9 protein-coding genes are annotated in these 15470 nt (G+C 45.6%); 1 reads left to right on the forward strand and 8 read right to left on the reverse strand.

Annotated features, from left to right (window positions below):
- Positions 1-74: 74 nt before the first annotated feature.
- Positions 75-4382 (forward strand): cadherin domain-containing protein, encoded by a 4308-nt coding sequence (locus tag BLS65_RS08840; RefSeq protein ID WP_092438064.1) that lies wholly within the window; start codon positions 75-77, stop codon positions 4380-4382.
- A gap of 135 nt (positions 4383-4517) precedes the next feature.
- On the opposite strand, the gene BLS65_RS08845 is transcribed toward BLS65_RS08840, so the two are convergent.
- From BLS65_RS08845 to BLS65_RS08885, 8 genes are all read right to left on the reverse strand, one after another.
- A complete protein-coding gene (locus BLS65_RS08845; protein ID WP_092438066.1) occupies positions 4518-5288 on the reverse strand; it encodes a hypothetical protein in 771 nt (256 codons plus the stop codon).
- Positions 5289-5333: 45 nt separating this feature from the next.
- Positions 5334-6167, reverse strand: a complete 834-nt coding sequence (locus BLS65_RS08850; protein WP_092438068.1) for a hypothetical protein — start codon at positions 6165-6167, stop codon at positions 5334-5336.
- Between the two features lie 250 nt (positions 6168-6417).
- Positions 6418-8037 carry a T9SS type A sorting domain-containing protein gene (locus BLS65_RS08855; RefSeq protein ID WP_092438070.1) on the reverse strand — a complete coding sequence of 540 codons (1620 nt, stop codon included), beginning with the start codon at positions 8035-8037 and terminating at the stop codon, positions 6418-6420.
- 428 nt (positions 8038-8465) lie between these two features.
- Entirely contained in the window at positions 8466-8933 is a 468-nt protein-coding gene (locus tag BLS65_RS08865; RefSeq protein ID WP_092438074.1) for a PaaI family thioesterase, read from the reverse strand.
- Between the two features lie 2 nt (positions 8934-8935).
- A complete protein-coding gene (gene ispG / locus BLS65_RS08870; protein ID WP_092438076.1) occupies positions 8936-10795 on the reverse strand; it encodes a (E)-4-hydroxy-3-methylbut-2-enyl-diphosphate synthase in 1860 nt (619 codons plus the stop codon).
- Between the two features lie 344 nt (positions 10796-11139).
- Complete coding sequence (locus BLS65_RS08875) at positions 11140-13389, reverse strand: OmpA family protein (RefSeq protein ID WP_092438078.1); 2250 nt, start codon at positions 13387-13389, stop codon at positions 11140-11142.
- Between the two features lie 30 nt (positions 13390-13419).
- On the reverse strand, positions 13420-14358 hold the full coding sequence (locus BLS65_RS08880; RefSeq protein WP_170830052.1) for a PorP/SprF family type IX secretion system membrane protein: 939 nt from the start codon (positions 14356-14358) through the stop codon (positions 13420-13422).
- A 27-nt stretch (positions 14359-14385) separates the two neighbouring features.
- A partial coding sequence (locus BLS65_RS08885; protein ID WP_092438082.1) for an Ig-like domain-containing protein occupies positions 14386-15470 on the reverse strand: 1085 nt, incomplete at its 5' end.

The following is a 15470-nucleotide window of genomic DNA, read 5'->3' on the forward strand; positions in this document are numbered from 1 at the left end:
TTGATTTATTTGTATTTTTATTAGAATGATTTTCAGTGTAGTAATAAAGTGAACGCAAACTAAATAATAAGAAAATGAGAAACTACTTTACTCAAGGCACAATTAAGCGCATGCGTTCTTATGAACGAAGTGAGCTAAATTCAGCACGGGTGTTCGGGATGACCGACATCCTGTATGAAACAAACAGTCTTTCCTATTTAAGAAATCTTGGCAGGCTAATCTTTGTGGTTTGCATTAGTCTGTTGTTTTTCTTGACAGGTGCTTCAGCCCAAACAACAGAGACTTTTGAAAGTTTTTCCATGGGTGCCACAAGTTTTACCAGCAACAGTGTTCCTTTTACCCTTAATCCAAGTGGCGGAGCTTTTGCTGTGGATGTTTACAATCCTTATGGTTATTTAAGCAGTAGTAATTTTATAGACAACCTTACTTCTTTGACTAATCCATGTCAAATTAAATCGACTTCAACATTTAGTGTGAAGAGTCTATATCTTTATCCTTCAGACAATGGTGGAAACTCTAACCAAACATCTGGTGTAACTGTAACTTTAACTGGAAAATTAGGTGGTACAACGAAGTTTACATACAGCCCCCCTTCATCTGATTTTGCTAGTGCCAGCTATACTAATTCTACGAATAGGGGTTTTTCATTAGTTAATTTTGCAACACCTGGATACGATAATATTGCAATCGATGAGTTAGAAATTACGCTGGGTGGAACTACTAATTACTTTGCAATTGACAATTTTACCTGGGGAGCAGCAGTGGTAAACAACGCCCCAACTGACATTGCACTTTCCGCTTCTGCTATTAACGAGAACGTAGTTGCCAACTCAACTGTAGGCACCTTGAGCACTACTGATCCAGATGTTGGCAATACCTTTACCTATACGCTAGTGGCGGGAACTGGCAGCACCGATAACGCCTCGTTCAACATTAGCGGCAGCAGCTTGCGTATTACCTCAAGTCCCGATTTCGAGACCAAGAGCAGCTACTCGGTTCGCGTAAGAACAACCGACCAAGGCAGTTTGTCCTTCGAGAAGGCATTTACGATTACCATAAATGATGTTGCTGAAGCACCAACAGACGTTGCGCTATCGGCCAGCTCGATTAGCGAGAATGTAGCGGCCAACTCCACTGTAGGCACATTAAGCAGCACCGATCCTGATGCAGGTAATACTTTTACATACACACTAGTCGCTGGAACAGGCAGCACCGACAACGCCTCGTTCAACATCAGCGGTAGCAGCTTGCGTATTACCGCCAGCCCCGACTTCGAGACCAAGAGCAGCTACTCGGTTCGCGTAAGAACAACCGACCAAAGCAGCTTGACCTACGAGAAGGCATTTACGATTACGATTAATAATGTGAACGAAACGCCTACAGATATAGCGCTATCGGCGAGCTCGATCAACGAAAATGTAGCCGCCAACTCGACAATAGGCAGTTTGAGTTCCACTGACCCTGATGCCGGCAACACCTTTACCTATACGCTGGTAACTGGAACGGGCAGCACCGATAACGCCTTGTTCAACATCAGCGGTAGCAGCCTGCGAATTACCGCCAGCCCCGACTTCGAGACCAAGAGCAGCTACTCGGTTCGCGTAAGAACAACCGACCAAGGCAGCTTGACCTACGAGAAGGCATTTACGATTACGATTAATAATGTGAACGAAAGCCCGACCGACATCGCTATTTCTGCCAGCGCAATCAACGAGAATGTAGCAGGCAACTCAACCGTAGGCAGCTTGAGTTCAACCGACCCTGATGCAGGTAATACTTTTACATACACGCTAGTGGCAGGAACGGGCAGCACCGACAACGCCTCGTTCAACATAAGCGGTAGCAACTTGCGAATTACCGCCAGCCCCGACTTTGAGACCAAGAGCAGTTACACGGTTAGAGTCCGCACAACCGACCAAGGCACTTTATTCTTTGAAAAGGCGTTTACCATTACGATTAGTGACGTAAACGAAGCACCTACAGACATAGTGTTATCGGCCAGCGCCATTAACGAGAATGTAGCGGCCAATTCCGCGGTGGGCAGCTTGAGCAGCACCGACCCTGATGCCGGCAACACTTTTACCTATACGCTGGTAACCGGAACAGGAAGCACCGACAACGCCTCGTTCAACATCAGCGGCAGCAGCTTGCGAATTACCGCTAGCCCCGACTTCGAGACCAAGAGCAGCTACTCGGTTCGCGTAAGAACAACCGACCAAAGCAGCTTGACCTACGAGAAGGCATTTACAATTACGATTAATAATGTGAACGAAAGTCCAACAGACGTTGAGATATCGGCCAGCGCCATCAACGAGAACGTAGCAGGAAACACTACAGTAGGTCTGTTGAGCAGCACCGATCCTGATGCCGGCAACACCTTTACCTATACGTTAGTGGTAGGAACAGGAAGCACCGATAACGCCTCGTTCAACATCAGCGGCAGCAGCTTGCGGATTACCGCAAGTCCCAACTTTGAGACCAAGAGCAGCTACTCGGTTCGCGTAAGAACAACAGACCAAGGCAACTTGACCTACGAGAAGGCGTTCACCGTTACCATCAATGATTTGAACGAAGCCCCAACAGATGTTGCGCTATCGGCCAGCTCAATTAACGAGAACGTATCGGCCAACTCTACAATAGGTACCTTGAGCAGCACCGATGCCGATGCAGCAAATACCTTTACCTATACGCTGGTAGCCGGAACGGGCGGCACCGATAACGCCTCGTTCAACATTAGCGGCAGCAACTTGCGGATTACAGCAAGTCCCGACTTCGAGACCAAGAGCAGCTACTCGGTTCGCGTAAGAACAACCGACCAAGGCAGTTTGTCCTTCGAGAAGGCATTTACGATTACCATTAACAATGTGAACGAAACGCCAGTTGTAACACCAGCACAAAGTTTCAGTATTAACGAAAACTTGATTTCAGGAACAGTTGTGGGAACAGTTGTTGCAACCGATCCCGATGCTGGAACAACTTTCAGCGGTTGGGCGATAACTGCTAATGTAAACCCCAACGGGGATGGCAGTAGTGCATTTGCAATAAATGCTGCTACCGGTCAAATAACCGTTGCTGATGCAGGTGATCTCGACCGCGAAATTAATTCCTCACTTACCATTAAAGTTACGGTAAGCGACGGAACGAATACTAGCGCAGAGGAAGATGTAACCATTAACCTGAACGATTTGAACGATGTTGCTCCTGTGGTTACCGCCGCGCAAGTTTTTTATGTTGCGGAACAGTCACCAAACGGAACACCTGTAGGAACAGTTTTAGCTACCGATGGTGATGTAACGGCAACTACTTTCCAGAATTGGACAATTACTGCCGGAAACAGTAGTGGCTATTTTGCCATTAACTCTTCGTCCGGAGCAATTACTGTAGTGGACAATACTGGATTAAATTCTGCAGTTAACCCCAGCTTTACATTAACGCTAACGGTATCTGATGGCACAAATACCAGTTCGTCTCAAACTGTATCCATAATTGTTTCAGCAGTTAATGATGAAAATCCTGTGATTACAGCAGCTCAATCTTTTGCCATCGACGAAAACGCCAACAACAGCACGGCGGTTGGTCTCGTTTTGGCAACGGATCCTGATTATGGAACACTATTCCAAGGATGGACAATTACCGCAGGCAACACCAGCGATGCCTTTGCCATCGACGCATCTACCGGAGCAATTACGGTAAACCAATCGTCGGCACTCGATTTTGAAACCACACCAACCTTTACCCTTTCGGTAACCGTTAGCGATGGGTTGCATACTTCTGCCACCGAAACGTTGACGATTAATCTCACCAACGTGAACGATAATACACCGGAGATAACCTCCACGTCGTTCACCATTGATGAGAACTCACCAGTGAATTTTGTTGTTGGTAAGGTTGAGGTAAGCGATAAGGATGGCGATCTTAATCCGCTGACCGTAACCATCAAGGGTGGAAACACTGGCGATGCCTTTGCTTACGACAATGCTTCCGGCAACTTGGTTGTAAAAACTGTTACGCCTGTTGACTTTGAGGTGAATCCCGAATTCAGCCTTGAGCTGGAGGTAAGCGATGGAACGCTTTCGAGCACCAAGGTTGTAAAGGTTATCCTTCGTGATGTGATTGAAACAGGTGTTGATGAGCAGCTTTTCAGCGCCATCAGTGCTTATCCAAACCCATGTTCCGGTACACTGTTTATCGATATTCCTGCCACTACCTCGGTTTCGGATATTTCGGTTACCGATGTTAACGGAAAATTGGTTTACCGCGAGCAACCTTCTGGATTGGAGCAAACCATTAAGCTCGACATGAGTTCGATGAAGCAAGGTGTTTACTTTGTGGTGCTGCAAGGCAATGGCCAGAAGAAGATTCTGCGCGTTGTAAAGCAATAGGCCTATAGCCGAATGGCTATCATAAATTAGTAAGAACTCCGATCGTCGAAAGATGGTCGGAGTTTTTTTATGGGGGTTCGGTCACATTCCATAAAAAGCGGAGGATCCCACTACTAGTGAATGCGATTGTTAAGTTTATTTATCAATAGGTCTACTATTGTGATTATCTCTCTCCTTTATTAGAGCCATTATTTTATCGTGGAGCACCACGCGGTTTAGCTTTATATCTTCCTCTGGTAGCTTGCTATCGAAGAAAGAGCACATGAAATCGCATTCATAGTAGTAGTCACCATAATCTTCTAGTAGCCATAAGGCATAAATAATCCACTCGTCGGGGTTTATTTCGTCTATCAGCGAAAATTGGCTAAGAACGATATCTTGTAACAGGTTCGTGTAGGCAAGTTCTCTAGTCTTTTTCCATTGAGAGTGCTCGTCTAACGTTACATTTAGCTCGTCGCGAAAAACAAACCACTCCTCATCCGTACATGGGGGGTATGCTTTTCGAAGGTTTTCAACCATGGTATCTCGCTTTTTATTTTGGTTGAAAGTTGTTTGATATTTCTCAAAGTCGGGATATTTTTCATGAACATTTACGCCGGCTCGTTGCTCATAAATCAGCAAGAAGAGCTGTAGCAAAAAAGTTTGGCCAGTTTTGTTAATAATATTCTGGAGCCGATCAATAACCAGCGGTCGTGTTTCCTCCTTAAAGCGAGGAAACTGGGTTAGCATAAGCTGGTAAGCTGCGGGCTGAAATTGGCGCAGCACGTTGGTAAATACGCGATAGAGATAGTAAAGCTCTTGATAGTGACTTTCTTGAGCCGAAACTAATTCGGAGGGAAGGGCGTTTCTGTAGTAGTGTAGCCAATCTTCGTAGCATAGATTGTAGTCGTAGTCTTCCTCTTTCATTGTTGAAATATTAAGTTAAACGACGGTGAACAATTTAATTGGGGGTTACTCTTCGCAATTAGCCTGTGTTTCTTCGGCTAGACGACTGTTTTTTTCCTCCAATCGCTTAGCCTTTATAGCAACAATTTTCTTTTCTAAATCATATTCGGGAAGGTCGAGATCGCTTATAGGTAGTTTGAATTCAATGAAACAATCGATAAGCCAAGCATCGTTGCAGTAATCAGAATATCCCTGGCTTAGAATAATTGCATACGCAAACAGCTCGTCAGAGTTAAGGTTTTCAATTTCACGGTAGTTTGGTAGCAAAACGCTCTGAAGTGCATCGATAAACTCAACTCGGGGTTCATTTTCTTCGTCAAATTCCTCCTGTATGCTCTCGTTTACCTCTATTACTCGCTCGGCCCACTCTTGGTCGGTGAGTTTTGGTGCTGCGGAACGGTATTCATTTCCAATAAACTGGGGCTGAGGAGAACGGGCATACCACTCTTTAAGTGTTTCGAAGTCTGTATACTTTTCGCGGATTTTTACACCGCTCCGTTGATCGTAAACCAGCCTAAAAAGGCCAATTAGGGTAGTTGAAGCGGTGTCTTTAGCGATTTTGTTTATGCGCTCAATAACTTTCGGCCGCAGTTCATCCTCAAATAGAGGGTAGTGCCTAGGCAGCAGCCTTTCAATAGCCTTGGTGAGCGGTGTAATTAGGGAATTATAGTTTTGGTAAAAGATATCGAGTTCGATTTGGTGTGCATCGGGATGGGATACAAACTCTTTTGGCAACTCGTGTTCAAAGTTACTGATCCATCGATCAAGATCACTTTCAAAGAGGTCATTGTCGTCTTCGTCGTCATCGTCGTCATCGAAATCGTCGTCATCGTTGAACATAGCTCTTGGTTTTTGTAGCAACAATTGGAAGCAATATCGGAAAAAAGAGAATTCAAGTCAAGAAAAAACGACAATTTCTGGTTGAGTGTTTTGGTTGGGAGATGATTTAGTTTCATATGCAGTTCTCTATATTGGAACTTCTTTTGCTGGATTTATCGAGTAGGGTAAGATCTATTGATCAGTAATAGAACTTATGGTAACAAAAAACCCCGACATTTTTGCCAGGGTTTTTTGTTCTGTGATAAAATGCTTATTCTATCATTAACTTCTTAGTTATGGTTGTTCCTTTTTGAATTGTACGAATAAAGTAGTTGCCTTTTGCTAGGTTGCTAATATCGAGGGTAGATTGATGTTCGTCTAGGTATCCACTCTTAACCACGATACCGAGCATGTTGAATATTTTGTATTGAGCCGATACTTTTACATTGATTTGAACGATGCCATGTGCGGGATTTGGCCATATGGTCAGAATTTCTTCCCCTGCTGTGCTGGAGATAGAACTCGTGATGGTGGTGAATTCCACTTTTTTTATCTCCGATGTGTTGCTTGCTCCATCCACAACTATGGTGTAAAACGAGTATGACGATGAGAATGATAGTCCTGCAATGTTTATACTTTTTTCAACGGTTGCAGTTACCGGGGCATTCCCTGCTGCTAAAAAGCCTGTTCCATCTTTAATCGCCGCCGCGGTAGGTGCTGTTATTGAAGCTAGTTGCACGGCATAGTAAGCTGTTCCTGCTTCGTTGGCGGTTATGTGTGCCACGGCATTTGTTGCTGTAATTCCATCAACGGATGCAGCCGAGAGTATGGGAGCCGTTATATCTTGGGCATCTACCAAAATAAAAATGTCATCTTTATCATTAATATCTCTTGTCCAAGCAAGCACTCCCCCTTTGTAACAAGAGTGGTAGTCATTGCCACTCTGCGTTATTGCCTTACTTCCACCGGCTTTGGTGTAAAGAAAAATATTTCCTGATGTTTCATAGTAGATGGAATCCCCGTACATAGAGTTGGGGCCAGATTCTCCGTCTGTAGTTATTTGGGTGATGGCTCCATCGTATAGAAAGGCATTATAGCTTTTATCTGCGTTTTCCCCCTCAAACAAGATGTTATTTAGATAAACATCCCTAACATCTACAGAGCTATAGGCTGCATCAACTTGATGTGTGGTGTTGTCATGATAAAAAATTGTCCACTTTTGTTCATTTGTTTGACCACCCCAAGCCACGATATTATCCGACACCATTGGCTCGCCTTTAGTCCCAGTAGAAAAATCGTTCGAATAATTTGAAATAAGTTTTGCGCTTCCATTTTCATAAAGGAAAATGCCATATCCATTCGTGCTTCCCGCTGTAAATGCAATCTTGTTTTTTGAGATACAGGGATAGTAGGCTTGCAGCGTATCAGAATTTATTTGAATGGATGTTGTTCCATTATAGTAAAGCACATTGCTTTTGTTTGTTACAGCATTGTAAGATTGCCATACAATTCTGTTTTCGTATAAATCGGGACGGATATCATCGTAATCATTGCTGGTAATTTGTTTAATGGTTTGGCCATCGTAGAGCATAATCTCGTAGTTTCCATTAACTTTTTGAGCCCATGTAATGTAGTTGCCCGAAATTTTAGCTGGCGATTTGTCTGCTTTTAAATCTTGCTTGTCAACTAACTTTATTTTTTTTGATCCATCCCAGTACATCAAGTTTGTGTACTCGAGGCTATCCTGATACCAAATCATTTTATTGCCCGAAACGCTGAGTTGATAATCATTGTAAATGTCGTTTGTAATTTGTTTTTCAATCTTGTTCTGCCCATTTGCAAAGACATAAGAGATCGAAAAAGCGATAAAGAGTAAAGTTTTAATTCTCATATTATTTTTTTAAGTGATTAAGCGTTTATCAACCTAGCATTATTATATTCAACACATTGCAAGCAATGTGTGTTTATTCGCCTGTTTTATGTTTAATGACAATATTCGAGAGAATAGATGTGCTTCATCAACAGGCAAGAATACTGTAAATTTAATGGAAAAAATGAAATAGAGTGTTTTTTCAATCTTTTCTTCAATGTAACTGATGCCTAGGCGTTGTTCTTGTTGGATTTCAATTTTAAGATTATTGAAATGGAAGGAAAATAAGCCTCGAAAATTTAACTGGAGCAATATTAGTTGCATCTTTTGGGAGTTGCATTAAAGTGGATTTTACCACTCCTCTCTTATATTTTGGTTTGAGAAGGAGATAAATTTTTGGTTGCGAGGTTACTATTGAAGGTCGAAATTATTTCCCTATTGGGTGTTGTTTATTCGCGCAGCCTTACAGCAATCATGTGGCCTTTAGCGCATACCTCGCCGTTGGCCGAAAGGGTCATCTCCACGGTAACTTTGCGCGGCTTAACCTCCACAATGTGGCCGCGTACTTCGAGTTCTACCCCATGGGGCGTAGGTTTTAGGTAATCTACCTTGAGCGAGGCGGTTATAAAGCGGATAGCCGGTAGGGTATCCATTCCACGAACTTCGTCCCTAAAAGCAGCTGCTGCGGCACTTGCCGTTCCGTGACAATCGAAGAGCGAGGCAATTATACCGCCGTAGACGTTATCCGGGTAACCTCCGGTGTGGTAACTTTTTGGTGTAAAATGGGCAACGGTTTCGTCGCCGTCCCAATAACTTTTGAGCTGGTGGCCGTTCGGGTTGCTCTTTCCGCAGCCGTAGCAGTGACTATACTCTTCGGGGTAGAAATCTTGAAATGCTTTTTGAGTAGTATGGTTCATTTTTATTGGTCCTTCCAATCGCCGTTTTCTTTAATGAGAGAGATAAGCTCCTCGAGAGCATCGGTCTGGGGAATATTCTTCTTAACCAACTCCTTCTGTTTATAGAGGTTGATTTTTCCGGGACCAGCCCCCACATAACCGTAGTCGGCATCGGCCATTTCGCCGGGACCATTAACAATACATCCCATTATCCCAATTTTCAAACCTTTTAGATGACAGGTGCGAGCCTTAATAAGGCCGGCGGTTTGCTGAAGGTTGTATAGCGTTCGTCCACAGCCGGGGCACGAGATGTATTCGGTTTTGGTGGTGCGCACGCGTGCTGCTTGTAGAATATCGAAGGCGGTGGTAATGGACTCTTCAATGGGGATATTGGGAGCGTTGAGGAAGATACCGTCACCGATGCCATCGAGCAGCAGAGTGCCAAAATCCGCCGCAGCTTGCAGCTGAACGGTTTCAATATCGTCGTTTGTGTAGGTATTCTTAAGAATAACGGGGTTGAGGCAATTGGCCTCGCGCAGGCGGAATACCATCGACCGGAACTCGGCAACCGGATTTGTCGAGGTTGCGTTCAGCACCAATACCCATGTGCGCTGTTCCTTCAGATTTTTTATAAAATCGAGGTTGAGTTCGGAATGGTTTACCTCAATTAGGGCAACTCCATTACGGTAAGTGCTATAGTTGGCAATTCCGAAAAGTGGAAGGTCGTAGCTGGTTGCCTTTTCGGCGGCAACAACGATTCTTGAGGCTGGCGAAATTTCGGTCGATACGCTTTCGTTGCAAATGAAAAGATCGGGCATTGGAGCGGTGCCCATAATCTCGAGAAGATCGAGCATGGTGGCCTCGGGGTTTTCTGCGCCAGTGAGGTCGGCCATAACCACGGGAGGGGTGTGGCCTCCAATCCAGCCAAAATCGCTGGAGGTGATGCGGGAATAGGAGTATGGGTTTATGGGGTTAATGTTTGGAATAATCAGGTTGGCTGGGGAAACACGTTTTTTGAAGTGGGATACGAGCTTACGGGCAACTGGAATCTCAAATTCAGGCTCTTCGGTGAGCGATACGCGAATGGTATCGCCAATACCATCGGCCAAAAGCGCGCCAATCCCCACGGCCGACTTTATGCGACCCTCGCGGCTATTGCCCGCTTCGGTTACGCCAAGGTGTATTGGGTAGTGCATACCCTCCTCCTGCATACGGGAAACGAGGAGCCGCACCGACTGCACCATCACACGGGTGTTGCTGCTCTTCATGGAGATGGCTAGGTTATGGAAGTCTTCCGCTTTAAATATTCGTAAAAACTCGAGAGCCGACTCCACCATTCCCTCGGGTGTGTCGCCAAAGCGGCTTACCATGCGCTCGGAGAGGGAGCCGTGGTTTACCCCAATGCGGACAGCGGTATTGTTTGTTTTGCAAATAGCTATGAAAGATTTTACCGCAGCTTCAACTCGTTGATGGCATTCTTCTAGCTCGGCCTCAGTATAGATTTCGCCCTCGGGGCGGCGCTCAGCAAAGTTACCGGGGTTTATGCGCACCTTCTCTACATGAAGGGCAGCCACCTCGGCTGCCTTGGGGTTGAAGTGAATATCGGCAACCAGCGGAAAGGTAAAGCCTTCTTCGGAGAGTGATTTTCTTATGTTGGCAAGATTTTCGGCCTCCTGAACCCCTTGTGCAGTAATGCGAACGTAGTCTCCGCCCGCTTCAAAAATGCGGATGCACTGTTCCACCGTAGCCTCAGTGTCGAGGGTGTTTGTAGTCGTCATGGATTGAATACGGATGGGGTTGGTTCCGCCCAGCGGAGTATTTCCAATAGCTACTTCAGCAGATTTTCTGCGTTGGTAGGCGAAGAGGTCTTTACAGTAGTTCATTGCAATTGCCTTTATTACTCTGCAAAGTAAGGTTTTTTACGAATAGAAGCCCCAATTTTTGCTTCAAATAAACATCCTTGTTGGAAGCCGCTCCGATATGGCTGTGTTGGACTGTTGGTGCAGAACTAAAGGCTAGCAGATATAACAACAATTAGTGTAAGGCAGATGGCGACAAATCGATTTTGGAGTTCCTCGGAGGAGAGGAATTGCTGGGCTATTGCGTTTCTGGCTGTTCGATTAAGTGAGTTTCTTTACTACTGTTAACATGCAGATAGAAAACAACCAACCCGTTTAAATATAAGCGCCACCAAAATTTGGTGGCGCTTTTTAATCGTATGGAACGATTAGAAACTCACGATTCGAATATCGGTTCTACGGTTTTGCTGGTGTTCGAGTTCAGAGCACTTCACACCATCGGCGCACTGGTTCTTGAGTTTGGACTCACCATATCCTTTCGCTGTAATGCGGTCGGCGCTGATTCCACCTTTCTTCACAATATACTCTACTGCAGAAACTGCCCGCTTCTGGGATAGGGTTTGGTTGGCCTGAGAGCTACCGCGGGAATCGGTATGGGAGGCCAACTCCACCTTAATGTCGGGGTTGTCGGTAAGAAATTGCACCACCTTGTCGAGCTCAATGGCAGCATCGGGGCGGATATTCCACTTGCCAAGGTCGTAGTAAATGTTTGGGATTTCAATGGTCTTGTTGAGTTCCACCTTTTCAATTGCTATTTCCACAATCTCGTTAATGTTTATATAGCTCGGTCTACGACCTTTTGTAGAGTAATCAACACGCTTGGTGAGGAATCCTTTCTTTTCGAAAACGAGCACGTAGTTCGTTTCCGGCTCTAATCTCTGCCTAAATCCTATTTCACCCTCGGTGGTGATGTCGCCAATTACGGTTTTATCCATTTTTTCAATTCGAACCTTAACCTCAGGCACAATTTCCATGGAAGGTTTCAAGTATACGTTTCCGTAAACGCCCCACTCGTCTACCTTTCTGAGTTCCATTGGGACGGAAATGACCCCGGAAACGATCGGCATGGTACTGGGGTTCACAGGAATAGAAACAGGTGTATACCCTTGGCGTGCAGCAGTAATCGTGTAGGTCATCTCCGGTTCTAACTCAAAGCGGAAGCTGTGGTTATCGCCAGTTTCCACCTTTTCAGCCTCGGAAGGGTTGTTTGCTTTTAGCGTTACGGTTGCTTGTGTCAACCAATCCTTAGTATCGATATCGGCAGTGGTGCCCTGAAGTTCAAGGGCAAAAGATATGGCATCGGTAATGGTGAAGGCGTAAATATCATCGTCGCCCTTTCCTCCCTGACGGTTGGAGGCGAAGTAGCCGGTTTTCTCATCGGGGCGAAGGTAGAAGCTGAAGTCATCGGCGTTGCCGTTGAGGGGATAGCCCATATTCTTCACGGTGTAGTGGCCATTCTTGCCAAGTCGCGCCACGAACACGTCGAGGCCACCAATACCCTTATGTCCGTTGGAGGAGAAGTAGAGCAGGCCGTTGGCCCCCACGAACGGGAACATCTCATCGCCTTCAGTGTTGATGTCTGAACCTAGGTTGTGCGGAGCCGACCAGCCCGAGTCGCTGCGGGTGATGGCGTAAATATCTGTGACCCCATATCCACCCGGCATATTGGAGGAGAAGTAGAGCGTTTTGCCGTCGGGGGAAAGGGCTGCATGGCCGCAGGAGTAGCTGTCGCTGTTGAAGGGCAGTTCCACGAGCGTACCCCACGATCCATCGGTGCTACGCTTGGTGTAGTGGATTTTCAGGTTGTTCACCCCTTCCTTATCCTTGCGGGGCAAGAGGTATCGGTAGTTGTTGCGGGTTACAAACATCTCGGTCTGCTCCTGATTGAGGCAAACTGGTCCATCGTGGTAAATAGTGCTCAACTTCCACATGAAGTGCGTGGGCAAAGTTGTATCTGCGTTTTGAGGTACGGTGTAGAGGGCAAAGTAAGGGGTTTGCTTCCATGAGTCCTCATACTTGATGAGATCTTGGTTGGGGCGAGCCGAAGCAAAGATAAGTTGGTCGCCGTAAGGTACTGCCCCAAAGTCGGAGTTTATAGAGTTGAAGGGAACCTCTGCGATCAGGTAGCGCTCCTTCTCGAGCAGCTGCTTAATGTAGGGGGCCGAGGCTTTCTGGTTTTGGGCACTCTGATCGGTTGCATTTAAGGCAAGGTATTTATCAAGCCAAACATCAGCCTCATCATATTTGCCGTTGAACTTCAAAATTTTGGAGTAGTAGTAGTAATCCGGAGCCGTTGCTGATGGCGTTGCCACAAGCTTCTTAAAAATGGGCTCTGCCTTTCCCATGTCTACTATCTTGTAGTAGGCAATGCCCAAGTTGCGTTGGAGCGAATCGGGGAGGTAACCAGCCGTGGAGAGTTCCTCGTAGAGCTGAATAGCCTTGGCGTAAGCCGTTTTTTCAAAGAGGGAGGTGGCTTTGCGCGCCTTTACTTTGAAAAGGGCCGTGTCCAGCGTTGCCTTTACCTGCGCACTTGAGACAGAAGGTGTCATCATTAAAAGTGCGAGCAATATGTATAGGTATCGAAACCGTTTCACAAGCGTTTTTTTTAGGTTTAGCATAGTTGTATAGGCATTAAGTCCTTCAGCGAATTAAAAATATCTAGGCGACTTAATTTTCTTAGCAGTAAGTTTTTCAAAGGAGTAACTGAGGAGAATCTCATGGCTTCCTCTGTTGTGCCCGGCTAGTTTCGAGGTGGTTATGTCGTAGGAGTAACCAATGGTAATTTGTTCAGAAACCTGAGCTTCGAAAAGGAATGCAAGAGCATCACCAATTCGGTAGGTTGCACCCATCCAGTATGCCTTACGGTAGAGGAATTGGGCGGTTAGGTCGGTTGAAAGCGGCGAGCCGGTAACTACTTTCTCGATAAAGGAGGGCTTAAAATCCCAATCCGAATTGATGGGAAATACGTAACCTGCCATCAGAAAGTAGTGGCGCTTCAGCTCGCTCACCTTATTGGTGTTGACGTTATCCTTGTTCAAATCCGATTGGATTAGAGTGGGAATTGCTAACCCGGCATACCATCTATCAGCGTAGAAGTAGGCACCAAGGCCTAGGTTTGGGTGAAACTTTTTGGTTTCATTTTGGTTAAAGGCCACATCATTGTTTTCGATAATGCTCAAGCGGTTCAACCCAACATAGTAGTTATATATACCTCCCTTTAATCCCAATGAGAGAGTTACTTTTTCATTAAGGGGAACACGGTAGGAGTAGCTGGCGCTTAGGTAAAAGTTATTAACCGGGCCAATTTTATCAGAAATTACCGAAAGTCCAACCCCAGCCTTCTTTCCGTTGATAGGCGTATGCATTGAAAAAGTATGGGTTACAGGAGCCCCCTTGAGCCCCACCCATTGCATGCGGGATAGGGCTACAAAGTTGAGGGCATTGGTGGTTCCAGCATAGGCTGGGTTTACCGACACGGTATTGAACATGTATTGAGTGTACTGTGGCTCCTGTTGGGAAAATGCCAAGTTTGAAGTGAGGAGAAATCCCGATAAACCAACCAGTATATGTTTTATATAAGTTCTCATAGTTAACTTTTTTTCCATTTTATCAGATTATCGAGTGATGTAAACATAACCGGTTATTTTCTTCCCATTATCGTGAATGGTTACAAGGAAGAAGTAGGTTCCCACCGGGAGATCGCTGCCAATGGTGAAACCAACGTTGGCTTTTCCATCCCAATCGTTCTTGTAGTGTTCCTCCTTATAAACTACATTACCCCATCGGTTGAAGATTTCTACGGATAGCTTGTCGAAATTATCGAGGCCAGGTATTACGAAATTATCGTTAACTCCATCTCCGTTGGGGGAGAAGCCTTCAGGGACAATTACTGTTCCTATCACCGTGATGGTTACAGTTGCAGTAGTGCAGTCACCATTGGCATCGCAAACTTGGTATGTGAAGATATCAATTCCAGTGAAGCCAGCGTTTGGTGTATAGGTAACGGTATTGTCGCCGTTAACAACGAAAGTTCCGTTGGTTGGGTTTACCGTTATGGTAACCATCAATCCACCATCTTCAAGACCGGAGTCGTTTCCAAGCACAGGAATGGTAACAGGAGTATCTTGCTTGGTCGATGTAGTATCGTTTACAGCTACAGGAAGGTGATTGATCGCTGTTGGATTAACGGTGATGGTCACGGTAGCCGTTGCACAGTCGCCGTCGGCATCGCACACTTGGTATATAAAGGTGTCGGTTCCGGTAAATCCTGCGTTCGGTGTATAGGTAACTGTGTTATCGCCGTTAACAACGAAAGTTCCGTTGGTTGGGTTTACCGTTATGGTAACCGCAAGACCTCCATCTTCAAGACCTGTGTCGTTTCCAAGCACTGGAATGGTAACTGGAGTTTCAATGAAAGTTGTCTGAGAATCGTCAAACGCTATTGGTATATGGTTTGGCACCGGAGTGTTGATATCGGTGTTGTTGCCCGGTGTAGGATCCATGGTAGTGCTGGTCACAGTTGCAGTGTTGGCGTATGACCCAGTTGCTAGAACGGTTGCGGTGATGTTAAGCGAAGCGGTAGCGCCGTTAGCCAGATTACCAATAGTCCATATACCTGTAACTGGAACATATGATGCACCGAGATCGTTGGATACGTAAGTGTAGCCGGATGGAAGGATATCGGTTGTGGTAACGCCAG

Source organism: Williamwhitmania taraxaci, from assembly GCF_900096565.1.
Lineage (GTDB): Bacteria > Bacteroidota > Bacteroidia > Bacteroidales > Williamwhitmaniaceae > Williamwhitmania > Williamwhitmania taraxaci.

Excerpts from the sequence above, each read along its gene's own strand:
- BLS65_RS08840 (WP_092438064.1), top strand. The coding sequence starts at position 75 with ATGAGAAACTACTTTACTCAAGGCACAATTAAGCGCATGCGTTCTTAT.
- BLS65_RS08845 (WP_092438066.1), bottom strand. The coding sequence starts at position 5,288 with ATGAAAGAGGAAGACTACGACTACAATCTATGCTACGAAGATTGGCTA.
- BLS65_RS08850 (WP_092438068.1), bottom strand. The coding sequence starts at position 6,167 with ATGTTCAACGATGACGACGATTTCGATGACGACGATGACGACGAAGAC.
- BLS65_RS08855 (WP_092438070.1), bottom strand. The coding sequence starts at position 8,037 with ATGAGAATTAAAACTTTACTCTTTATCGCTTTTTCGATCTCTTATGTC.
- BLS65_RS08865 (WP_092438074.1), bottom strand. The coding sequence starts at position 8,933 with ATGAACCATACTACTCAAAAAGCATTTCAAGATTTCTACCCCGAAGAG.
- ispG (WP_092438076.1), bottom strand. The coding sequence starts at position 10,795 with ATGAACTACTGTAAAGACCTCTTCGCCTACCAACGCAGAAAATCTGCT.
- BLS65_RS08875 (WP_092438078.1), bottom strand. The coding sequence starts at position 13,389 with ATGCTAAACCTAAAAAAAACGCTTGTGAAACGGTTTCGATACCTATAC.
- BLS65_RS08880 (WP_170830052.1), bottom strand. The coding sequence starts at position 14,358 with ATGAGAACTTATATAAAACATATACTGGTTGGTTTATCGGGATTTCTC.